This window comes from Rhodococcus sp. FH8 (assembly GCF_019266085.1).
Classification (GTDB): Bacteria; Actinomycetota; Actinomycetes; order Mycobacteriales; family Mycobacteriaceae; genus Rhodococcus_F; species Rhodococcus_F qingshengii.
Genome location: NZ_LPNQ01000061.1, coordinates 76,208 through 95,156, shown reverse-complemented (window position 1 = coordinate 95,156; position 18,949 = coordinate 76,208). Strand labels below are relative to the sequence as shown.

The 18,949-nt window shown below is 63.2% G+C and carries 24 protein-coding genes; 12 read left to right on the top strand and 12 right to left on the bottom strand.

Going from position 1 to position 18,949, the window contains the following annotated elements; translation table 11 throughout:
- Positions 1 to 51: 51 nt before the first annotated feature.
- The 5 genes from ATN38_RS11930 to ATN38_RS32740 all read right to left on the bottom strand — a co-directional run bounded on the left by ATN38_RS11930 (position 52) and on the right by ATN38_RS32740 (position 5,036).
- On the bottom strand, positions 52 to 1,020 hold the full coding sequence (locus ATN38_RS11930) for a hydroxymethylglutaryl-CoA lyase (RefSeq protein WP_081305503.1): 969 nt from the start codon (positions 1,018 to 1,020) through the stop codon (positions 52 to 54).
- 5 nt (positions 1,021 to 1,025) lie between these two features.
- Positions 1,026 to 2,318 (bottom strand): hydroxymethylglutaryl-CoA reductase, degradative, encoded by a 1,293-nt coding sequence (locus ATN38_RS11925; RefSeq protein WP_065456572.1) that lies wholly within the window; start codon positions 2,316 to 2,318, stop codon positions 1,026 to 1,028.
- A gap of 106 nt (positions 2,319 to 2,424) precedes the next feature.
- Positions 2,425 to 4,398: a helix-turn-helix domain-containing protein gene (locus ATN38_RS11920; RefSeq protein WP_065456607.1), complete on the bottom strand. Its 1,974-nt coding sequence runs from the start codon at positions 4,396 to 4,398 to the stop codon at positions 2,425 to 2,427.
- 10 nt (positions 4,399 to 4,408) lie between these two features.
- Positions 4,409 to 4,924, bottom strand: a complete 516-nt coding sequence (locus ATN38_RS11915) for a tail fiber domain-containing protein (RefSeq protein ID WP_254593830.1) — start codon at positions 4,922 to 4,924, stop codon at positions 4,409 to 4,411.
- Positions 4,908 to 5,036 (bottom strand): hypothetical protein, encoded by a 129-nt coding sequence (locus ATN38_RS32740; protein WP_003941742.1) that lies wholly within the window; start codon positions 5,034 to 5,036, stop codon positions 4,908 to 4,910. The genes ATN38_RS11915 and ATN38_RS32740 overlap by 17 nt, the downstream gene beginning before the upstream one ends.
- A gap of 288 nt (positions 5,037 to 5,324) precedes the next feature.
- Here ATN38_RS32740 and ATN38_RS11910 point away from each other — a divergent pair, with 288 nt between their 5' ends.
- On the top strand, positions 5,325 to 5,489 hold the full coding sequence (locus tag ATN38_RS11910) for a hypothetical protein (protein WP_003941708.1): 165 nt from the start codon (positions 5,325 to 5,327) through the stop codon (positions 5,487 to 5,489).
- 5 nt (positions 5,490 to 5,494) lie between these two features.
- Here ATN38_RS11910 and ATN38_RS11905 read toward each other — a convergent pair whose 3' ends face one another.
- From ATN38_RS11905 to ATN38_RS11895, 3 genes are all read right to left on the bottom strand, one after another.
- Complete coding sequence (locus ATN38_RS11905; RefSeq protein WP_030537100.1) at positions 5,495 to 5,869, bottom strand: VOC family protein; 375 nt, start codon at positions 5,867 to 5,869, stop codon at positions 5,495 to 5,497.
- Between the two features lie 29 nt (positions 5,870 to 5,898).
- The gene (locus ATN38_RS11900) at positions 5,899 to 6,312 is read right to left on the bottom strand and encodes a VOC family protein (protein WP_030537099.1); all 414 of its coding nucleotides are present in this window, start codon (positions 6,310 to 6,312) and stop codon (positions 5,899 to 5,901) included.
- A gap of 101 nt (positions 6,313 to 6,413) precedes the next feature.
- On the bottom strand, positions 6,414 to 6,986 hold the full coding sequence (locus ATN38_RS11895; RefSeq protein WP_030537098.1) for a helix-turn-helix domain-containing protein: 573 nt from the start codon (positions 6,984 to 6,986) through the stop codon (positions 6,414 to 6,416).
- Between the two features lie 64 nt (positions 6,987 to 7,050).
- Between ATN38_RS11895 and ATN38_RS11890 the strand changes: the two genes are divergently transcribed.
- Together ATN38_RS11890 and ATN38_RS11885 are read left to right on the top strand one after the other, a co-directional pair.
- Positions 7,051 to 7,764 (top strand): AzlC family ABC transporter permease, encoded by a 714-nt coding sequence (locus ATN38_RS11890; protein WP_051649715.1) that lies wholly within the window; start codon positions 7,051 to 7,053, stop codon positions 7,762 to 7,764.
- Positions 7,761 to 8,081 carry an AzlD domain-containing protein gene (locus ATN38_RS11885; protein ID WP_030537096.1) on the top strand — a complete coding sequence of 107 codons (321 nt, stop codon included), beginning with the start codon at positions 7,761 to 7,763 and terminating at the stop codon, positions 8,079 to 8,081. The genes ATN38_RS11890 and ATN38_RS11885 overlap by 4 nt, the downstream gene beginning before the upstream one ends.
- Here the strand turns inward: ATN38_RS11885 and ATN38_RS11880 are convergent.
- Entirely contained in the window at positions 8,067 to 8,723 is a 657-nt protein-coding gene (locus ATN38_RS11880) for a TetR/AcrR family transcriptional regulator C-terminal domain-containing protein (RefSeq protein ID WP_065456606.1), read from the bottom strand. The two genes, ATN38_RS11885 and ATN38_RS11880, sit on opposite strands and share 15 nt — an antisense overlap.
- A gap of 175 nt (positions 8,724 to 8,898) precedes the next feature.
- Here ATN38_RS11880 and bioB point away from each other — a divergent pair, with 175 nt between their 5' ends.
- The 3 genes from bioB to ATN38_RS11865 are packed head-to-tail and all read left to right on the top strand — an operon-like array spanning position 8,899 to position 10,735.
- Positions 8,899 to 9,912 (top strand): biotin synthase BioB, encoded by a 1,014-nt coding sequence (gene bioB / locus ATN38_RS11875; protein WP_065456605.1) that lies wholly within the window; start codon positions 8,899 to 8,901, stop codon positions 9,910 to 9,912.
- A complete protein-coding gene (locus ATN38_RS11870; protein WP_054186694.1) occupies positions 9,909 to 10,133 on the top strand; it encodes a hypothetical protein in 225 nt (74 codons plus the stop codon). Before bioB ends, ATN38_RS11870 begins: the two co-directional genes overlap by 4 nt.
- A gap of 11 nt (positions 10,134 to 10,144) precedes the next feature.
- Positions 10,145 to 10,735, top strand: coding sequence for a DUF2567 domain-containing protein (locus tag ATN38_RS11865; RefSeq protein WP_007733080.1), 591 nt, complete (start codon positions 10,145 to 10,147; stop codon positions 10,733 to 10,735).
- 11 nt (positions 10,736 to 10,746) lie between these two features.
- Here the strand turns inward: ATN38_RS11865 and ATN38_RS11860 are convergent, their stop codons facing one another.
- Complete coding sequence (locus tag ATN38_RS11860; RefSeq protein ID WP_054186696.1) at positions 10,747 to 11,577, bottom strand: SDR family oxidoreductase; 831 nt, start codon at positions 11,575 to 11,577, stop codon at positions 10,747 to 10,749.
- An 83-nt stretch (positions 11,578 to 11,660) separates the two neighbouring features.
- Here ATN38_RS11860 and ATN38_RS11855 point away from each other — a divergent pair, with 83 nt between their 5' ends.
- Together ATN38_RS11855 and ATN38_RS11850 are read left to right on the top strand one after the other, a co-directional pair.
- Positions 11,661 to 12,263, top strand: a complete 603-nt coding sequence (locus tag ATN38_RS11855; protein ID WP_007733070.1) for a TetR/AcrR family transcriptional regulator — start codon at positions 11,661 to 11,663, stop codon at positions 12,261 to 12,263.
- Between the two features lie 109 nt (positions 12,264 to 12,372).
- Positions 12,373 to 12,705, top strand: a complete 333-nt coding sequence (locus ATN38_RS11850) for a hypothetical protein (protein ID WP_003941794.1) — start codon at positions 12,373 to 12,375, stop codon at positions 12,703 to 12,705.
- A 14-nt stretch (positions 12,706 to 12,719) separates the two neighbouring features.
- Here the strand turns inward: ATN38_RS11850 and ATN38_RS11845 are convergent, their stop codons facing one another.
- Positions 12,720 to 13,448 (bottom strand): NUDIX domain-containing protein, encoded by a 729-nt coding sequence (locus ATN38_RS11845; RefSeq protein ID WP_007733069.1) that lies wholly within the window; start codon positions 13,446 to 13,448, stop codon positions 12,720 to 12,722.
- A 102-nt stretch (positions 13,449 to 13,550) separates the two neighbouring features.
- Here ATN38_RS11845 and nadA point away from each other — a divergent pair, with 102 nt between their 5' ends.
- Genes nadA through nadC form a run of 3 tightly spaced genes read left to right on the top strand, consistent with a single transcriptional unit; the run spans position 13,551 to position 17,028 of the window.
- On the top strand, positions 13,551 to 14,588 hold the full coding sequence (nadA, locus tag ATN38_RS11840; RefSeq protein WP_003941702.1) for a quinolinate synthase NadA: 1,038 nt from the start codon (positions 13,551 to 13,553) through the stop codon (positions 14,586 to 14,588).
- On the top strand, positions 14,585 to 16,156 hold the full coding sequence (locus ATN38_RS11835) for an L-aspartate oxidase (RefSeq protein WP_003941771.1): 1,572 nt from the start codon (positions 14,585 to 14,587) through the stop codon (positions 16,154 to 16,156). The genes nadA and ATN38_RS11835 overlap by 4 nt, the downstream gene beginning before the upstream one ends.
- The gene (nadC, locus tag ATN38_RS11830) at positions 16,156 to 17,028 is read left to right on the top strand and encodes a carboxylating nicotinate-nucleotide diphosphorylase (RefSeq protein ID WP_003941805.1); all 873 of its coding nucleotides are present in this window, start codon (positions 16,156 to 16,158) and stop codon (positions 17,026 to 17,028) included. The genes ATN38_RS11835 and nadC overlap by 1 nt, the downstream gene beginning before the upstream one ends.
- A 6-nt stretch (positions 17,029 to 17,034) precedes the next feature.
- Here nadC and ATN38_RS11825 read toward each other — a convergent pair whose 3' ends face one another.
- On the bottom strand, positions 17,035 to 17,943 hold the full coding sequence (locus ATN38_RS11825) for a LysR substrate-binding domain-containing protein (RefSeq protein ID WP_030537090.1): 909 nt from the start codon (positions 17,941 to 17,943) through the stop codon (positions 17,035 to 17,037).
- 71 nt (positions 17,944 to 18,014) lie between these two features.
- On the opposite strand from ATN38_RS11825, the gene ATN38_RS11820 reads away from it, so the two are divergent.
- On the top strand, positions 18,015 to 18,908 hold the full coding sequence (locus tag ATN38_RS11820) for a dihydrodipicolinate synthase family protein (protein ID WP_042450125.1): 894 nt from the start codon (positions 18,015 to 18,017) through the stop codon (positions 18,906 to 18,908).
- Positions 18,909 to 18,949: the final 41 nt, after the last annotated feature.

The following is an 18,949-nucleotide window of genomic DNA, read 5'->3' as shown; positions in this document are numbered from 1 at the left end:
CGGGGTCGTACAGGGAGGGGCTTGCGAGATGAGGGGCTTGCGTTGCGGGTGTCAGGTGCGTGCTGCGCGGAGGGCGGTGACAACTCGGGACGGGCTCGAGTGGCCGATCTGTTCGGCCATCCAGCTGCTTGTATCGGTGAGCGAATCCAGGTCGATGCCAGTGTCGATCCCGAGGCCGTGGAGCATCCACACCAGATCCTCGGTGGCGAGATTTCCGGTCGCGCCCTTGGCATATGGGCACCGTCCGAGACCACCTGCGGAACTGTCGAATTCGGATACCCCAGCGGTCAACGACGCATAGACGTTCGACAGCGCCTGGCCGTAGGTGTCGTGAAAGTGCATGGCGATCTGCGATGTGGGGATGCCACGTTCTCGGAGGGCGCCGAGCAAAGCGAGCACATGGCCAGGTGTGCCGACGCCGATGGTGTCGCCGAGTGAGAGTGACGTGACACCGCTGTCGACCAGGGTCTTTGCGATGTCGGCGACACGCTCGACGGGCACGGAGCCTTCCCAGGGGTCGCCGAAGCACATGGAGATGTAGCCGCGGACGGGAAGTCCCAGGGCTCGGGCGGCCGCAGTGACCTCGGCAGCCGCGGCGATCGCGCCGTCCACCGTGGAATTGAGGTTGCGTTTCGCGAATTCCTTTGTGGCGCTGACGAATACTGCAACCTCGCTCGCTCCGGCGGCGACGGCCCGCTCGAGACCCTTGCGGTTCGGGACAAGAACGACCGTACGTACCGAGTCCGGCAGGTGCAGCCGACCCATCAATTCTTCCGCGTCCGCAAGTTGCGGGATCCATCGAGGTGAGACGAAACTCGTCAATTCGACAGTGCGGGAGCCGGCCGCGACCAGGCGTTCGATGAACTGGGCTTTCGTCTCGGTCGGGATCACCGCTGTTTCCGCTTGAAGTCCGTCGCGTGGCCCGACTTCGTAGATCCGGACCGAGGTCGGCAGCCCCGGCGCCGGCACTCGATGAGGCGCCGGCTTCCACACCGGTGATCCTGCAACTGTTTCGGTCATTGTCGTCAGTTTCCGCCGCGGATCTCGGCGAGAACCTTCTCGGCATGCTCGACGCGAATGCTCTTGTCCGCGATCAGGCGTGCCACCACGGCGTCGATCTCGCTCTTCTGCGCTCCGGCGGTGGCAGCGATGTTGCGGGCGTGCAGCCCCATGTGTCCGCGCTGGACACCCTCACTGGCCAGAACGCGGACCGCAGCCAGGTTCTGCGCCAGGCCGACTGCCAGAATGATGCCGGCGAGTTCTTCGGCGCTCTCGACGCCGAGCATCTTGATTGCGGCCTGCGCTACCGGGTGCACCTTGGTGGCGCCGCCGACGAGGCCGACCGGCATGGGTAGCTCGAGGGTGCCGACGATGTTGCCGTCGGCATTCTTCTCGAAATGCGAGAGTGAGGAGTAGATTCCGTCGGCGTTGACTGCATGGGAATGGCACCCGGCTTCGACTGCGCGCGTGTCGTTTCCGGTTGCCAACACCACGGCGCTGATGCCGTTCATGATGCCCTTGTTGTGTGTCGCGGCGCGGTAGGGATCCAGCTCTGCCAAGCGTGCGGCATGGATCAGGTTGTCCACAACCTCTGCGCCGCCGATCAATTCGGCGTCGAACACGGCACGAACGCGCGTCAGCCGCAGATCGGCCTTGTTGGTGAGGATGCGCAGGACGACGTGTCCGCCGCCGATCTCGGCTACTCGATCCGCGATTGCCTCGGCCATCGTGTTGACTGCGTTGGCGCCCATCGCATCTCGTACGTCGACATGAAGGTGGAGGACGACGTAGGCGGCCTTGTCCGAGGACACGATGCGAACCGAAATGTCCTTCACGCCACCCCCGACGCTGACCAGCTTCGGGTCCTGCTCGTTGGCGAGTGCAATGATTTCTTCACGTGCCTCGAGGAGTCGGATGCGGGCAGCTGCCGGATCCACGACGTCGACGAGTTGAATCTGGGCTTGCATGATCGGCTGCGTGCTCGAGACGTGAAAGCCCCCGAGTCCGCGTGCGATGCGAGCAGCGTTACTCGCGGCGGCGACCACCGACGGCTCCTCGGTGGCGAGGGGGATCAGGTAGTCCGTGCCGTTGATCGTGAAGTTGGTGGCCACGCCGACCGGGATGCCGATGACGCCGAGGACGTTCTCGACCATGTGATCGGCCTGATCGATGGTGAGGCCGTCGGCAGCGTCGTAGACCGCGATGTCTGCTTCGGTCAGGTCGGTCTGGCGAACGATCTCGGCGCGCCGTGCGGCGACGTCGTAGGACCGGAAATCGGCGATGCGGCTGTTGGTTGATCGGCTGCTGGTTGATGACACGGGGGGTCGTCCTCCTGAAGTGGTTCTGTGCTCCGCTTCACAGTAGGGAGGTTGATGCCTGCCAGACCACGTGCCCACAACACATCGATCGGTCGAAATTGTAGTGTCATGCACCATCGCCGCTGTCGTTGATGTCGCTTCCACCCTCTTCGGCTCCCACTTCTCGAAGTTCGTCGAGCCTCGTCGCCATGGACACGCGAAAGAAGTTCTCGTCTTCACGCCACGAGTGACCGAGGAGCGTGCGGATGCGGTCGAGTCGCTGAACGACGGTGTTCGGGTGGTAGTTGAGTGCGCGGGCAGCCTTGGTCGGGCTGCCGTCGTTGCGGACCAGAGCCCGAAGGGTCGCCGTGAGATCGGTGTCCTTGTCACGGTCGTAGGCGAGTACCGGGCCGATTACTTCGTCGACGAATTGATGGAGTGATTCCGGATTCTCGCCGAACAGAACGGTGTACGGCAGGTACGACGCAGTCGTGACCGCGCCGTCGGTCTTGCCCAACGCCGACAGTAGGCGGGCGGTGCGCAGCGCAGAGGTGAAGCGCGCCGGGAGCTCTTCGGGGCGCTCCGCCGTTGCCGGCGCAATGACTACTGCGTGGGGTCCTACCGAACCGGTGATCTGGCGGTGAACGACGGTCGCCGCGGCTGCCGGGTTCCCCGAGCGCGAGACCACCGCGATCAATCCGGCATGCTGCGCCGCCAACCCCGCTACCGGCAGAGACTGCCCGATTGCGCGGAGCGCGGCGGTGCGGAGTTCCGGAGCGACCGACACCACGAGGACGGTGTCCAGTTCGCCGAGGGAGATGCCGAGGTTTCGGGTCCTACGTTCGAGATCGCGCCTGCGCTCGGGCGCAGTGCTCAGCAAGTCGGCGACCAGTTCGTCACGTGCACGCCGGTCCGCTGCTGCTGCCGCCGAGTGTTGCAACACGAGGATGGCAGTGACCTGAGCTGCCCGTTCCACGGTCCGGAGTTCGACGGGGCCGATCGGCGCGTCCGAACGATTCAGCAAGATGGCCCCGAGGAACGATTCTCCGGCGGTGACGGCGCTGACGAGTTGGATCGCGGTCTCACTGTCATCGGCGACAAACGTGCATCGGCCGCTTCGGCGACTCTGGTCGATGGCCTCGGACACGGCGGGAGGAAGAGACAACGGCACCGTCGTGATCTGCTCGCCAGAGGATTTCACGAGAGGGCGTAGCTCACTGTCGACGACGACGGTGCTGCGCTCGAGCGAGCTGCTGAGAGTTCGTGCAACCTGGGCGTATCCGCCGCCGCGGAGAACGGCGTGGATCAGATCCTGGTGGACGATGTTCGATTTGTCCCGCGCGGACACGTGCTCGCGCAGCTCGTCGAGTGCTCTCCCGGTCTCGGCAGCGGATTCCTCGGCGCGGTCGAGTGCCCGCGCGGTTTGCAGGACCACCGAGGCGTGATCAGCCAGCGCCGAGAGCAGGGCGATCTGATCTGCGGTAAAACGCCGTTCCCGACGGTCGGCGGCAAACAGGACTCCGAGGATCTGGCCGTCGGAGAGCATCGGCACGCCGAGAATCGCCACCAGACCCTCGGCGACGATCGCGGCATCGACCACTTCGTCATGGCGCGACTGCGTGTAGTCGCTGTAGTTCTGAACCCATTGGGCTGCTCGAGATTCGGCAATCGCGCTGACCAGTCCCGCGCCGGCAGGAACTTGCAGATGCTGGAGTTCCGGCGAGACCGCGCCGGCCGTCTTTCGAACATTCAGGTCACGAGTGATCACGTCGAACTCGGACAGGTACGTGACGTCGGTGCCCATGATGTCGTGTGCGCGGTTGACCAGCCTCTGCAGCAGTGTGTCCACGTCGCGAACCTGCGCGAGCTCACGTGCACTCGAATAGAGAACCGCCAATTCGTTCTCGCGACGGCGAAGTCGCCGAAATTCCGACCGACTGGCCCGGATGCGGGCCGCGGTCTCCGCGACCTCCGTTGCGCCAACGTCGAATTCGGCAAGTATCTGTTCGACATGTTCGTCGCCGACTGCATCGGACGTCACGTCGAACAGGGCGGCAATCACGTTGGGCGCTGAGTCGGAGTCTGAATCAGGGGCGGTCACACCGAACAAACTACAGACCGGTGGATCCACCGAATTCGTCGAGCGGTGTGGATATGTGATTGTTGTTTGTTTCCAATGCATTCCGAGTCGTGCTCGTGTCTCCCGTTTCCCGTCTCAGTCTGTTCACGTCCTTCTCGAGCGCGCTGACTTCTGTCTCGAGCGCACTGATTTTGCGGTTCAACGCTTGGATGCTCGCCATGCAGACGCCGTTCGCGTCGACGGCGGAGATCCGGCGGGTGTTGGATCCCAAGCCGAAAATCGCCGCAAAGTCTTGCGCCATCGGACCCAGGTGACGGACCGACTTGTGGTCGAATCCGTAACTCCACGTACTTATTCGGAGTGCCGTCAACCGGTCGAGCACGTCCTGCGCGCTCGTCGGAACATCTACGCCGGTATGCACGCCACGTCGATGCGCGGCCCGTGCGAACACCCACTGCGCGGGGTGTCGCATCGCGGCGTTCACCCGAATACCGACCCGAGTGCCCAAAAATTCAGTGCGCTCGCCCTCGTCAGGCGGTGAGTTCACGTCGTGCGGTTTTGACGGTCTTGTCGCTCAGCAGAATTCCCGCTCCTGCGCCGAGCAGTCCGAGGCCGATTCCGACAGCGGCGCTGCCGAGGCCCAAAGCAATTCCCAACATGATTCCTCCAAAAATTGTGCGGTGAATTGAGGGGCCAGGTGTCCGACGAAAGTGCTGCCGACCTGCTCCGCGCTCATCTTTCACATTGCTCCGCCGTGCGGGCGATGACAACCCGTCTGGACCGAATTTCTCGTGGAAAACACAGGCGTGCAACACTGGGTGAAGAACTGCTGAGTCATCGGCGTCTTGTCGGCGCCGTACGGGCGGCAGTAATTGAGTAGCCATCGACCGATCTCTAACGCAGGTTTATCTGCGCGCGGCAACGATGACCAGGCAAAAGGGTGGCATGTGAACGAATCGAGCAGTGGCTTGTTTTCCGACCTCAGCGCGTCGGAGCCCGTTGTCGACGCAAAAAGCGCCGAGCAACTGGCTGCCGAGCGTGAAACTGCGGCAGCAGAACGCTCCAACACCGACACCGCTGAACAGCGGCAGTCGCAGCTGTTCAGCGGTTAAGCGCGTCAGGACTCCTTGATCACCGACAGAACATTGCCGGCGGGATCGGTGAACCAGGCGATGTCGGGGCCGTTGCCACGCATGATGCCTCGCGCATCCTGGGGGAATCCGTCGTATTTGAGAAACTCCACGCCACGTGCGGTCAGTTGGTCGACGGTTGTGTCGATGTCGTCGACGACGAAGTTGAGAATCGTGTAGGTCGCCGCTTCGTGATTCGGCTTCGGATAAACGAGGATCTCGGTTCCGCCGGCAAGATGTAGGCGAATCAGTCCCATGTCTCCGTCGGTTACCTTCAACCCGAGTGTTTCGCCGTAGAACTTCTTTGCAGAGTCGATGTCTGTCACCGAAAATCCGCTGAATGCTTTCGTGTCTGTAAGCATGACTATCTCCGTTCCCAGCGGTTGCCGGACTAGGTGGTTTGGGAATCCGTCATTCCGGATTCCATCTCGGCCCTGGCTTCCTCGCTGAACTCGATGATCTGAACGTAGTTTCCGTCGGGGTCGATCGCAGTGGCGAACAAACTGCCCCCGCGGTCTTCGAGTGGAGCGTGCCATTTTCCGCCGAGCGCATCGATGCGCTGTGCGATCGACCGGGCGTCGTCGGTTTCGACGTTGAGGAACATGCGACCCGGCTGGGGGTTGGTCTCGCCGACGTCGTCGCGTCTGTCGAGCATCACGTAGAAACCGTTGAAGTCGAGCACGTCGTAGCCGGGTTCGCCGGGAGTCCGGTCGACCTTCGGGGCGAACGCCTCGGCGTACCAGTCGCGCAAGCGTTCGGGGTCGGTGCTCGAGAGCAAAATGCTGCTGATGCTGGATCCGGACATGGGTCCTCCTGCTGTCGGTCGTTACTGTCTTCGGCAATCGAGGCTCTGGCCACATCACCTCCCAGATACAGACTTCCCGCAGCGGCGAAACTCATCGCGGCTCAGGTGTGTTCCGACACCAAGATCGCTGTCGTCCCGGGCTCGAGCGCCCGAAAGATGTGCTCCTCGTCGCCGGGATAAGCAAGATAATCGCCCGGTCCGAGTTCGATCGGATTTGCAGTGGGCCCGACCTCCGCCCGTCCGGTGCCGATCACGACGTGTTCGGTGGTGCCGCGTGCATGCGGAGTCGAAATACGCGGCTCGCCCGGTTCGGCGACTATCCGATACAGATCGCGTCGTGCGTTCGGTGGGCTCGGCGCCAAGAGTGTCGCGATGTACGACGCGTTTGCCGACGCAATCGCGGGACCTTCTCCGGCTCGAATCAACTGAACGGTCTGTGCCTGAGAGTCGACGAGTTGTGAGAACGGCACGCCCAATGCGTTTCCGAGTGCCCACAGTGTTTCGAGGCTCGGATTTCCGAGTCCGGATTCGAGTTGGGAGAGTGTGGACTTGGCGATATCGGCGCGCCGGGCGACCTCCGAAAGGCTCAAGCCTGCTCGGGCACGTTCGCGTTTGAGTGCGACGGCGACCAGTTTCTGAGGAGTCTCCGCTGTATCCGTTTCATTACTGGGCATCGTTTGATTCTCCGATCGATCGTTCTACTTGACGAACGGTGTCACTTCGTTCAACATAGAATACATGCGTTCTTTATGGCGAACAGTTGATCGAGACACGGTTCGGGTGAGCGTGCTGATCTGTCTCTCCGTGGCCATCGTCGGTGTGTCCTACGGTGTGACGGCGGGATCGGCTGGATTCTCGTTGTGGCAGCTTTCGGCGTTGGCTGTACTCGTTCTGGGAGCGTCTTCGGAGTTCTTGTTCATCGGAATCATCGCGGCCGGAGGCGGCGCCGTCGCTGCAGTTGTAGCCGGCTTGCTGATCAACTCCCGAAACTTCGCCTACGGATTGGCAGCGGGATCTTTTCTCGGCGAGGCTCGCCACACGGATTCAGGCTGGCGCAGGGGCTCGGGCTGGCGCAAGTTGGTCGGCGCGCACCTGGTCAACGACGAAAGCGTCGCGGTTGCCATGGCGCAGGGCTCGGTGAAGCAGAAGCGTGCGGCCTTCTGGTTCTGTGGGATCGGGATCGCGGTGTCGTGGCCGATCGGAGCTCTCCTGGGCGGGCTGCTCGGCAGAGTCGTCCGAGACCCCGGCGCGTTGGGATTGGATGCCGCGTTTCCGGTTGTCATTCTGGCCCTTGTCTTGCCTGCGCTGAAGGAAAAGGTGACGCTGCTTGCCGCCCTGATCGGTGCAGCAGTCGCGGTGGCCACGTCGCCGTTCCTGCCGTCGGGTACCGCTCCGCTCGTTGCGCTGCTGAGTATCGCGGTGACGATACCGTTCCGGGAGAAGGTTCGATGAATACCGCGTCGGTCTGGATCGGTATCGTCGTGTTCGCTTGCGGTTCTTACGCTTTGCGGGCAAGTGGCGTTCTGCTCCGCGCTCGGGTGAAGCTTTCGGTTTTTGCCGAGAAAACCCTCGATCGTGCTGTCGTGGTGCTGCTGCTCGCAGTGGTTGTGACATCGACGGTCTTCACCGGGCATGACGTTGCGGGGCCGGCGCGGATGCTCGGCGTGGTGGCCGGAGGCATCTGCGCCTGGTTCAAGGCGCCGTTGGTGGTCGTGGTGATTGTCGCGGCCGGCACTACTGCAGTACTCCGACTGTCAGGAGTGTCGTAGAGCCGATTCGGTGCGCGTTGAATGTGTGGTCGAATTCAGGCGAGTGCGGATGCCGTCGATGAACAGGTCCAGGCCGAACTGGAAGCGCACTGTCGGATCGCCGTCGAGGAGGTCCTCGTCGGAACCGCCGCCGATCACCTCGGGGGAGTCGGGGGAAATGGGCGCTCGGGTCAGTGCCCCCATTTCTTCCATCTGCGCTCGGGACTGCTCGTCCACGGTATGGCCGAGTACGTAATACAGCAGGGCGTACGCCGCGAGTTGGGCGTGCTCGCGTGAGAGACCGGATTCTTGCCCGGCTTGTACGAAATGCTCGCGCACCTTGCTGTTCGTCATCCGCGAGGCGAAGGTGGCGCTGACCAACTCGGCGCCGTCGCGGTGCGCCAGTAGGGCAGACCGAAGTCTGTGTGCCAGTTCGGAATACGCTTCTTGCCACGTGTCTGCGTCGACGGGGGCGTCGAGGTCTTCGAGGATCTTGTCGACGACCGCGCCCAGCAAGGTCTGTTTGTTCGGGAAGTGCCAGTAGAGGGCGCCGGGTTGGACACCTAGTGAGGTTGCGAGCCTGCGCATCGTGAGGTCGGCAAGTCCGAACTCGTCGAGTATCGCCATGGCGCCGTCCAGCACGTCGCCCCGTCGCAACTGCACTTGTTGTTCCCCTCGTTTCGTCCCGCTGTGGACCGCTCGCAATCGGATGTCGATCGGATGTCGATCGGACCCGCCTTTGACAGTATTCCACCACGTCTCTAACGTGAACACCGTTCAACTTGTACGGTGTTCAATTTTGTTGGTTTCGAAGGAGACGTCTGTGACCCCGCCCCCGATTAGCACGGCCCCTGCGACGGTCGACATCCTCGACCAGGCGCGCGAGCAAGTTCTCGAAAGAGGAGTTGGCCTGACCGAAAACCAGGTGCTCGACGTACTCCGACTCGACGACGACAGGCTCGAAGACCTGCTGGCTCTCGCCCACGATGTGCGTATGAAGTGGTGTGGACCGGAGGTCGAGGTCGAGGGCATCATCAGCCTGAAGACGGGCGGCTGCCCTGAGGACTGCCATTTCTGCTCGCAGTCCGGACTCTTCCAGTCGCCGGTTCGCGCGGCGTGGTTGGACATCCCGAGCTTGGTGGAAGCTGCCAAGCAGACTGCGAAGTCGGGCGCTACCGAGTTCTGCATCGTGGCCGCCGTCCGCGGACCCGACGCCCGGTTGCTCGCTCAGGTTGCCGCAGGCATCGAGGCGATCCGCAACGAGGTCGACATCCAGATCGCCTGCTCGCTCGGCATGCTCACCCAGGAGCAGGTCGACCAACTGGCCGCCATGGGTGTGCACCGGTACAACCACAACTTGGAAACTTCGAAGTCGCATTTCCCGAACGTCGTGACCACGCACTCGTGGGAAGAGCGGTGGAACACGCTTCGGATGGTTCGTGAAGCAGGCATGGAAGTGTGCTGCGGCGGAATCCTCGGCATGGGTGAATCGCTGGAGCAGCGCGCAGAATTCGCGGCCAACCTGGCTGAACTGGAGCCGGACGAGGTCCCGCTCAACTTCCTCAACCCGCGTCCGGGTACCCCGTTCGGTGATCTGGACGTGCTGCCCGCCAGCGAGGCGCTCAAGTCCGTGGCGGCATTCCGTCTCGCGCTGCCTCGCACGATCCTGCGCTTCGCGGGTGGACGCGAGATCACTCTCGGCGACCTGGGTGCCAAGCAGGGCATCCTCGGCGGAATCAACGCCGTGATCGTCGGCAACTATCTGACGACCCTCGGACGTCCCGCCGAGAAGGATCTGGATTTGTTGGTGGATCTGCAGATGCCGATCAAAGCACTGAACGACACTCTGTGAGCATTCCGGTGACCGAGGAGCGGTACAACCCGTTCACCGGGCGTCGGATCGTCGACGGCGTCGACGATCCGACGCCGACTGCGGCGTCGATGGGGCTCGAGCCTCCTCGCTTCTGCGAGCAGTGCGGGCGCCGCATGATCGTTCAGGTCAGCCCTGACGGATGGTGGGCGAAATGCTCCCGACACGGTGTCGTCGACTCGATCGACGTCGCCCGCAGGTAGCGTCACTCTGTGTGATCTCTCTTCGGCAGATTCGTCTGCGCACCGCGATCGTGATCGCCGCAACCATTGCGGGCGTGAGCGTGCTCGTCGGTGTGCTGTGGGCGTTCTTGGCTCCGGCCGAGCACCTCTTGGTGGTGTCCGAGGGGCGCGGCGTCGCGTTGACGGGTGAGAGCCTTCATCAGTTCGACGCGAGCGCCGTGTTCATCTGGCTGGCACTGATCGTCGGTGTGCTGTCGGCGGTGGCGGCCTGGTTGGCACGCCTGAGTCGAGGTCCTTATGCCCTGGGCGGGTTGATAGTCGGTTCAGTGGCAGGTACCGGACTGATGGCACTCGTGGGTTCGGGCGTGACAAAACTGCGTTTCCCCACGGCCGACAATCCGGCGGTCGGGGAGATCATTGCGCGGGCCCCGAACGTCGGAACTTTGCTCGTGCTTCTGTTTCAGCCGCTCGCGGCGTGCGTCGTGACATTGGTTCTTGCAGTGCTCAATCCGTACGACGACCTCGGGGTGGGGGACCACCCGGAATCCGGGGATCCGGAATCTGGGGATCCGGCCACCGACACCGAACAGGCCGAAGTCGAAAGCCAGCCGAAACTTCCGTAACTGTTGCGTCGCTACGCCGCAGAGGTCGACGAGCGCTTGGTTTCGGCTTTCATTCGCACGTCACCCAACAGTCGCCCGGAAATCAGCGCGCCCAACCGGCGGGTTGCGAAGCGAGTGCTGATCGAGGACACCCAGTTCGGCAGTCCCGATACGACGGTCGGCGGCGCGTTGCGTCGATCCAGTGCTCGGAAAGCGGTGTCCACCACCTGAGTTGCCGTCTGCATTCGCCCGACCGCTGCGTCTTCGGAGCCGACTACGTCGAAGAACTCGGTGCGCGTCGGACCGGGGCACACCGCCAATACAGTCAATTCGCTGCCGCGAGCTTCGGCCCAGAGTGCTTCGGTGAAGTTGAGTACGAACGCCTTGGACGCGCCGTAGACGGCCATGCCCGGTGTCGGCTGGAACGACGCTGTGCTGGCGATGTTGACCAGTGCTCCGCGGCCGGTGAGAAGGTCGGGCAGGAATGTGTGTGTCAGCTCGACCAGCGTGGCGATGTTGAGCTGAATCTCGGACGTGACGCGCTCGAGATCTTCGTCCACGAATGCCCCGTGTGTTCCGAATCCGGCGTTGTTGATCAGCGAGTCGACGGTGATGCCACGGTTTGTCAGCTCCTGGTGCAGCGATGCACCGACGCCGGGTGCGGCCAGGTCGGCGGGCAGGACTGTCACGATGATGCCGTGGGCGCCACGGAGTTCGGTGGCGAGTGCCTCGAGGCGGTCGGCCCGCCTGGCGACCAGAACCAGGTTTGCGCCGCGAGCGGCAAAGCGATGAGCGAATTCCACTCCGAGCCCAGCGCTGGCTCCGGTGATGAGGACGGTGGTTCCGGCTACGTCGATGGCCATGGTGGCTCCTTCGGTTCGGGTGATCCCAAATGTAGGCACTGACACCATAGTTGTCAATGACAACATTTTGATATGGTGCCACCATGCCCGCCCACGAACAGCCGTATCATCACGGCAGCCTGCGACAGGAACTCCTGGCGTCGGCCGAAGCAACACTCGAACGAGATGGCGTCGACAAGTTGTCGCTGAGGCAACTCGCGCGTGAGGCGGGCGTGAGCCACGCGGCTCCGGGCAAGCACTTTCGTGATCGCCAGGCTTTGCTCGATGCCTTGGCCGAAAGTGGATTCCATCGGATGACCGGTGCGCTCGAGCGGGCAGTCGCGGATGCTCCACCGACCGCGAGGGCCCGGTTCTCCTCGCTCGCCAATGCCTACGTGGATTTTGCGCTGGAGCATCCGGGCCTGCTCTCTCTGATGTACAGCAACAAGCATGCGCCGGGCGCCGCCGAAACTGTCGTCAACGCGGGGCACGCGACGATGGACCTGACCGTCCGGCTCGTGTCGGAAGCTCAGGCCGCCGGTGACATTGCCGCCGGTGATCCGGAAAGCATTGCGCTGGTTGCCTTTGCGACGTTCCACGGCGTCGCGACGCTTGCTGCGGGCGGAATGTTGGGCGACGTGCCGGTGGGCGAGGTGGTGAACGCGGCCTCGACGGTCTTCTGGGCGGGCCTTTCCAGGGCTGTCTGAGGTGGGGCGCGCAATTCCCCAGAGTTCTCACAGAACCAGCACAAGGGAAGCACAAGATTGCGGACTTACATAGGAGTCAAGAAGTTTGATTCCGAGTGGAGGTTCGGCAATGAGTGTTTCAGAGATCGCCCCCAACAGGGGAGTTGTACTTGTCACGGACATCGGATTCGAGCACGGTGCGCGCACGGCCGCCGAGTTTCTCGACGCTGGTTGGAGCGTGGCAGTCACGGCGCGGACGGTCACCGAATTGGTTCGCGTCATGGCGGGAAAACCTGCCCATCGCTTCTTTGCGATTGTCGCCGATCCGACGGATCGTTGGCAGGCCGATCGGATTCTCGATCGGGTGACGACTCGGTTCGGTGTAATCAACCGGGTCATCGATCCGGCCGGCGCCGTGACCTCGGTGTGGTTGCAACGCGGAAGTCTCGAAGCTGTTGCCTGACAGTGCGATCGGTGTCAGCTTGGCGGCCGTAGTGCGGCGAATTCGTCGGTGACCCGCAAGGTGGAGTCGGTGAAACGGTACAGGGCGGGTGGACGTCCACCCGACTTGCCGGACGGTGCGGTGTTGCCGGTGGGAGTCAGAACGCCTCGACGCCCCAGCACGCGTTGCAAGTTGGTGGCATCGACCTGGTAACCGAGGGCAGCGCAGTAGATTTCGCGCAGTGTCGACATCGCGAACTCTTCCGGGGCCAGCCCGAATGCGATGTTGGTGTACGAGAGTTTCGCGGCGAGTCGATTGCGCGCGTGCCGTACGACGGTTCCGTGGTCGAACGACATCTCCGGCAACTTCGAAACGGGGTGCCAGGCCGTGTCCGGTGGCAGTTGTGGGTCGGCGCTGAGGGGAACGAGTCCGAGGAAGGTCGACGCGATGCGGCGCGGACCCGGCACGCGCTGTGGATCACTGAAGACGGAGAGCTGTTCGAGGTGGGCGACCTTTCGTAGGTCGACCTTCTCGGCGAGGAGTCGTCGAGCGGAGGTCGTCAGGTCCTCGTCGTCGCGCAAAGTGCCCCCGGGCAGGGACCACGTGCCCTTCTGTGGGTTGAGTGCACGCTGCCACAGCAGCACGGCCAACTCTTCACGCCCTTGCGGGCAGTGATCGCCGTCACCTGCGGCGATGCTTGCGGGGAAGGTGCGAACTTGGAACACCGCTGCAAGCACTTCGTGGGTGGTGTTACTATTGGGCACGTTTTCGATCCTAAGTCGAAAACCTCGAATACGGAAATCCGGGCCAGCCCGTCCGGATTTGAACTGGGTGACGAGCCCGGGTTCACGGTGAAGGAGAACGCCATGACGACCACGACGTTATGGGAGGGATCGGCCTCGCAGATTCACGACGGCCCCGGCGGATACAACGGAGTCGAAGCGACCCCCGAGTGGGCCGCTGAGATCAAACGTCTGGCTCGCGAACGCGGCGCGACGATTCTTGCGCACAACTACCAGCTGCCTGCGATTCAGGACGTCGCCGATCATGTCGGTGACTCCCTGGCGCTGTCACGAATCGCTGCCGAGGCGCCCGAGGACACGATTGTCTTCTGCGGTGTGCACTTCATGGCCGAGACCGCGAAGATCCTGTCGCCGTCCAAGACCGTGCTGATCCCGGACGAGCGAGCCGGCTGCTCTCTGGCCGACTCGATCAATGCCGAGCAGCTTCGTGAGTGGAAGGCCGACAACCCGAACGCGCTGGTGGTGTCGTACGTGAACACAACCGCAGAGGTGAAGGGTCTCACCGACATCTGCTGCACCTCGTCCAATGCCGTCGACGTGGTCAACTCGATCGATCCCGACCGCGAGGTTCTGTTCCTGCCGGACCAGTTCCTGGGAGCTCACGTCAAGCGCGTGACGGGCCGTACCAACATGCAGATCTGGGCTGGTGAGTGCCACGTGCACGCCGGCATCAACGGTGACGAGCTGACGGCCAAGTCCAAGTCGCACCCGGACGCCGAGCTGTTCGTGCACCCTGAATGTGGTTGCGCTACTTCGGCTCTGTACCTAGCCGGTGAAGGCGCGGTCCCCGCGGACAAGGTCAAGATTCTCTCCACCGGCGGAATGCTCGACGCGGCCCGCGTCACCAAGAGCAAGCAGGTTCTGGTCGCGACCGAGATCGGGATGCTGCACCAGTTGCGCAAGGCAGCGCCCGACGTCGATTTCCAGGCCGTCAACGACCGCGCGTCGTGCCCGTACATGAAGATGATCACGCCTGCCGCGTTGCTTCGCTGCCTTCTCGAGGGCAAGGACGAGGTCCACGTCGATCTCGAGATGGCCAAGCGTGCACAGAAGTCGGTGCAGCGCATGATCGAGATCGGTAATCCGGGCGGCGGCGAGTGACCAGCCCTGCCGGGCGTTTCGCCTGGGAGGCTCATGCCGACCTGGTCGTCGTGGGAGGCGGTGTCGCGGGCCTCACCGCTGCGCGCACCGCTTCCCTGCGGGGACTGAAAGTACTCACGGTCAGCAAGGGCGGTCCGACGGACACCGCGACTCAGTACGCGCAGGGCGGCATCGCGGTCGTCGACGATCTGAATACGGATTCCGTCGAGTCGCACGTTTCGGATACGTGTGAGGCCGGCGTCGGTTTGTGCGACGAGGAAGCCGTCTATTCCATCGTCGAAGCTGGTCACGACGCTGTTGCTGCGCTGGCCGCGTTGGGAGCGGTCTTCGATCGCGGGCGAGACGGCGAGGTGTCGCGCACCCGCGAGGGTGGGCACAGCACGCGTCGGATCATCCATGCCGGCGGCGACGCCACTGGCGCGGAAGTGCAGCGGGCTCTCAATGCTGCCGGGCTCCCCGTTCTGTTCGGTGCAGCGGCAGTCCAGGTGGTGACCAACCGGCGTGGGGTGTGCGGACTCATCGTCTCCTCGCCGGAAGGCCTCGGAGTGATCCATGCGCCCGCGGTGCTGCTCGCTACCGGCGGACTCGGTCAGCTGTATGCCTGCAGCACAAATCCGCCCGGAGCGACTGCCGACGGAATCGCGTTGGCACTCGAAGCCGGTGCGGCGATTGCGGACCTGGAGTTCGTTCAGTTCCATCCGACGGTGCTCTTCACTCCGGGCGGGGTAGGCCGCCGACCCCTGATCAGTGAGGCGGTCCGCGGCGAGGGCGCGATTCTTGTCGACACCAACGGTGATTCGGTCACCGCAGGTGTTCATCCGCTGGGTGATCTCGCCCCGCGTGACGTGGTCTCGAGGGCAATCGCAGCACGCCTACGCGATCTCGGCACTGATCACGTCTATCTCGACGCTCGCAAGCTCGACGGTTTCGATTCGAGATTCCCGACCATCACGGCGTCCTGCCTCGAAGCGGGCATCGATCCACGCACCCAATTAATTCCGGTCGCTCCGGCCGCGCACTATTCGTGCGGCGGAGTCGCCACCGACGTCCATGGACGAACGGGAGTGCCTGGTCTCTACGCAGCAGGCGAAGTGGCTCGCACGGGATTGCACGGCGCGAATCGTCTTGCGTCCAACAGCCTTCTCGAGGGTTTGGTAGTCGGGGAGCGTGCAGGAATCGCAGCTGCCGAGCGTCGCGAGGTTCATGCCGAAGTGGTCAACGTGGTGCGCAAGCCGATGCCGATCCTGCCGCGAGAGACCGTGCAGTCCGTCATGACGGCACACGCGTCGGTGGTTCGCGACGGAGGCGGTCTCCAGATTGCGCGAGCCGCGCTTGCCGACGCCGAACAGACAGTGGCGGTGGCTGCTCCGGACCTCGAAGACGCGGCGCTCACGTTGACCGCGACTGCATTGGTCGACGTGGCCGTGGCGCGAACCGAGAGCCGTGGCTGCCATACCCGCACCGACTATCCTGAAACAGATCCGAATCAGCGTCGCAGCACTCGGATCAAGATGGGTGCCGATGGAGCGCTCGAAATACCCGACATGTTGTTGACAGGAGTTCATTGATGACCGAGCAGAAGATCCTGCCCGCGCCGCTCGACCGTGACGAGCTGCTCACATTGGTCAGGCTCGCTCTGGACGAGGATCTGCGCTATGGACCCGACATCACTTCTACCGCAACGGTTCCCGCCGATGCGGTCGCGAAGGCGTCGGTCGTCTCACGCTCCTCGGGTACTGTCGCCGGCATCGACGTCGGACTGCTTGTTCTCGACGAGGTGATCGGCGCGGGTAACTACGAGGTCGTTGATCGGGTGGCCGACGGAACTCGGGTTGCGCCAGGTCAATCGGTGCTCACCGTTGTCGCGCCCACCCGCGGACTTCTCACGGCAGAGCGCACGATGCTCAACCTCGTCTGCCATCTCTCGGGAATCGCCACGGCGACATCACAGTGGGTCGACGCCATTGCCGGCACTCATGCCAAAGTGCGGGACAGCCGAAAGACGCTGCCCGGATTGCGTTCTCTGCAGAAATATGCAGTCCACGTGGGCGGAGGCGTCAACCACCGTATGGGATTGGGCGACGCGGCGTTGATCAAGGACAACCATGTTGCTGCTGCCGGTTCGGTGGTCGCAGCACTTCGTGCGGTCCGTGAGCTCGCCCCGGACATCGAGTGCGAAGTTGAGGTCGACAACCTCACTCAGCTCGATCAGGTGCTGGCGGAGAACGTGGAACTTGTTCTGCTGGACAACTTCCCGCTGTGGCAGACGCAGATCGCGGTCCAGCGCCGAGACGCTGTTGCTCCAGAAACCAAACTCGAGTCATCCGGTGGTCTCACCATCGACGTTGCCGCAGAGTACGCCCGAACCGGCGTCGACTACCTCGCTGTCGGTGCCTTGACGCACTCGGTGACGGTCCTCGACCTCGGGCTCGACATGTAGGTGTCGCTATTGCTCGGCGTCCAGCAGTTGCGGGACGGCCGAGCGAAGCGCGTTTGTCACGGTTGCGACCGCCGGGTGAGCGTCGGAGCCCGCTCGGTGTGCAATCTTGGTCCTTCGTCGAATGGGCATCGGCGTCAGGCGCACACCTAGCGGCGGATGGATTGCTCCGAGTTCAGGAACCAGCGAAACACCCTGTCCCGCAGCGACGAGGGCGAGAACGGTGGCGAACTCGTCGATGTGGTGTCGCACTTTCGGGGTGAATCCAGCTGCCTGGCATGCGCGAATAGTCATTGCATGACAAGCAGTTCCGGGAATTGCGGTAATCCAGGGACGTTCTACGCAGTCGGTCAGTGATGCGACAGCGTCGTGGGGATCTGACTCGATGTCACTCGAAGCGAGGTACACGGCTTCGCTGCACAGCGGCAATGTCGTCAGGCCCGGTTCGGTGGGGCGAGGGACGAAGTCGTAGTCGTGAATCAATGCCAAGTCCAGAGTCCCAGCTCGTAGGTCGTCGGCGACGTCCGCCGGGTCGATCTCCGAAACCATCGGTTCCAACCCGGGATGCTCGCGAGACAGGGCGATCAATGCCGCCGGGAGGATCGCCCGTGCCGCGGTCGGGAACGTTCCGATGCGCAGCGGCCCCGCCAGTCCACGACGTGCGTCGACCAATTCACCTGACGCCTGCTCCAGGCGTTGCAGGATGGCTTCGGCATGACGTGCGAGGTTCTCACCGGCGGGTGTGAGTCGGACGCGACGGCCTGTTCGTTCCAGCAGCGGCACGCCGGCTTCACGTTCGAGGACGGCCAACTGCTGCGACACCGCGGAGGGACTGAACGACAGCGCCTCGGCAACGGCAACGATGGTTCCGCGCAGCGCTAGTTCGCGCAAGAGCTTCAGTCGGCGAACATCGAGCATCAGCTCAGCTTACGCTCGACGATGGAAATGCGAACTAGACCTACAAGGTTTGTTCGGTGAGGCTGAGTTCTATGACTACGACTCGAGTTGACCTGGCCGGAATCCATGTTCCACTGATCACGCCCTTCGAGAGCGACGGTCGTATTGCAACCGATGCACTCGAACAGCTTGCGCACCAGGTCCTCTCCGAGGGTGCGGTCGGACTCGTTGCGCTGGGGACTACAGCGGAAGCCGCAACACTCACCGAACAGGAGAGAGTGACCGTTCTGGATATCTGTGCGAATGTGTGCCGTGCGAGAGGCGCGACGTTGATCGTCGGCGCGGGCAGTAACGACACGGCGGCCAGTGCGCAGGCGCTCGGGAGGCTGGCTCGGTGGCCTGAGGTCTCAGCGGCGTTGGTGCCGGTTCCCTCCTTTACGAGGCCGTCGAAAGCCGGTGTGGTGGCGCATTTCGCGCATCTGCAGTCGTCGAGCCCAGTGCCGCTGATCGTCTATCACGTGCCGTACCGGACTGCGTGCGATCTGGACAGCGGCACTTTGCAGGAGGTGGGTACTTTGCCCGGGGTTGTTGGTGTGAAGTATGCCGCGGGCGGTATCGACGCAGCTGCCGTCGAACTCTTCGCGGATCTTCCAGGCGACTTCGCCGTACTGGCGGGGGATGATCTATTTCTCGCGCCTCTTCTGGCCTTGGGTGCGGCCGGTGGCATCTTGGCGTCCGCTCATGTGTCGACCGCTGAGTTCGTCCGCTTGGTAAAAGCTTGGGACAGTAGCGATGTGGACGGCGCCCGTGACCTCGGGCGGAGTTTGTCGAAGCTGTCCGGAGCTCTGTTTTCCGAACCGAACCCGACTGTGATCAAGGGCGTATTGCATGCGTTGGGACAGATTCCGACTCCCCATGTGCGACTGCCGTTGCTACCTGCGGGTGACGAATCGGTAGCGCGGGCGCTCGAGGTCTACCACTCTTGACTCGAACGCATGTTCGAGTATTGTGTGGGGAGGGGATCGGG

What these genes read in the sequence shown, in the direction of transcription:
- ATN38_RS11895 (WP_030537098.1), bottom strand. Translation starts at nt 6,986, where the DNA reads ATGCCCAGTAATGAAACGGATACAGCGGAGACTCCTCAGAAACTGGTC.
- ATN38_RS11855 (WP_007733070.1), top strand. Translation starts at nt 11,661, where the DNA reads ATGCCCGCCCACGAACAGCCGTATCATCACGGCAGCCTGCGACAGGAA.
- ATN38_RS11905 (WP_030537100.1), bottom strand. Translation starts at nt 5,869, where the DNA reads ATGCTTACAGACACGAAAGCATTCAGCGGATTTTCGGTGACAGACATC.
- ATN38_RS11850 (WP_003941794.1), top strand. Translation starts at nt 12,373, where the DNA reads ATGAGTGTTTCAGAGATCGCCCCCAACAGGGGAGTTGTACTTGTCACG.
- ATN38_RS11820 (WP_042450125.1), top strand. Translation starts at nt 18,015, where the DNA reads ATGACTACGACTCGAGTTGACCTGGCCGGAATCCATGTTCCACTGATC.
- ATN38_RS11825 (WP_030537090.1), bottom strand. Translation starts at nt 17,943, where the DNA reads ATGCTCGATGTTCGCCGACTGAAGCTCTTGCGCGAACTAGCGCTGCGC.
- ATN38_RS11900 (WP_030537099.1), bottom strand. Translation starts at nt 6,312, where the DNA reads ATGTCCGGATCCAGCATCAGCAGCATTTTGCTCTCGAGCACCGACCCC.
- nadA (WP_003941702.1), top strand. Translation starts at nt 13,551, where the DNA reads ATGACGACCACGACGTTATGGGAGGGATCGGCCTCGCAGATTCACGAC.
- ATN38_RS11860 (WP_054186696.1), bottom strand. Translation starts at nt 11,577, where the DNA reads ATGGCCATCGACGTAGCCGGAACCACCGTCCTCATCACCGGAGCCAGC.
- nadC (WP_003941805.1), top strand. Translation starts at nt 16,156, where the DNA reads ATGACCGAGCAGAAGATCCTGCCCGCGCCGCTCGACCGTGACGAGCTG.
- ATN38_RS11885 (WP_030537096.1), top strand. Translation starts at nt 7,761, where the DNA reads ATGAATACCGCGTCGGTCTGGATCGGTATCGTCGTGTTCGCTTGCGGT.
- ATN38_RS11890 (WP_051649715.1), top strand. Translation starts at nt 7,051, where the DNA reads ATGCGTTCTTTATGGCGAACAGTTGATCGAGACACGGTTCGGGTGAGC.
- ATN38_RS32740 (WP_003941742.1), bottom strand. Translation starts at nt 5,036, where the DNA reads ATGTTGGGAATTGCTTTGGGCCTCGGCAGCGCCGCTGTCGGAATCGGC.
- ATN38_RS11930 (WP_081305503.1), bottom strand. Translation starts at nt 1,020, where the DNA reads ATGACCGAAACAGTTGCAGGATCACCGGTGTGGAAGCCGGCGCCTCAT.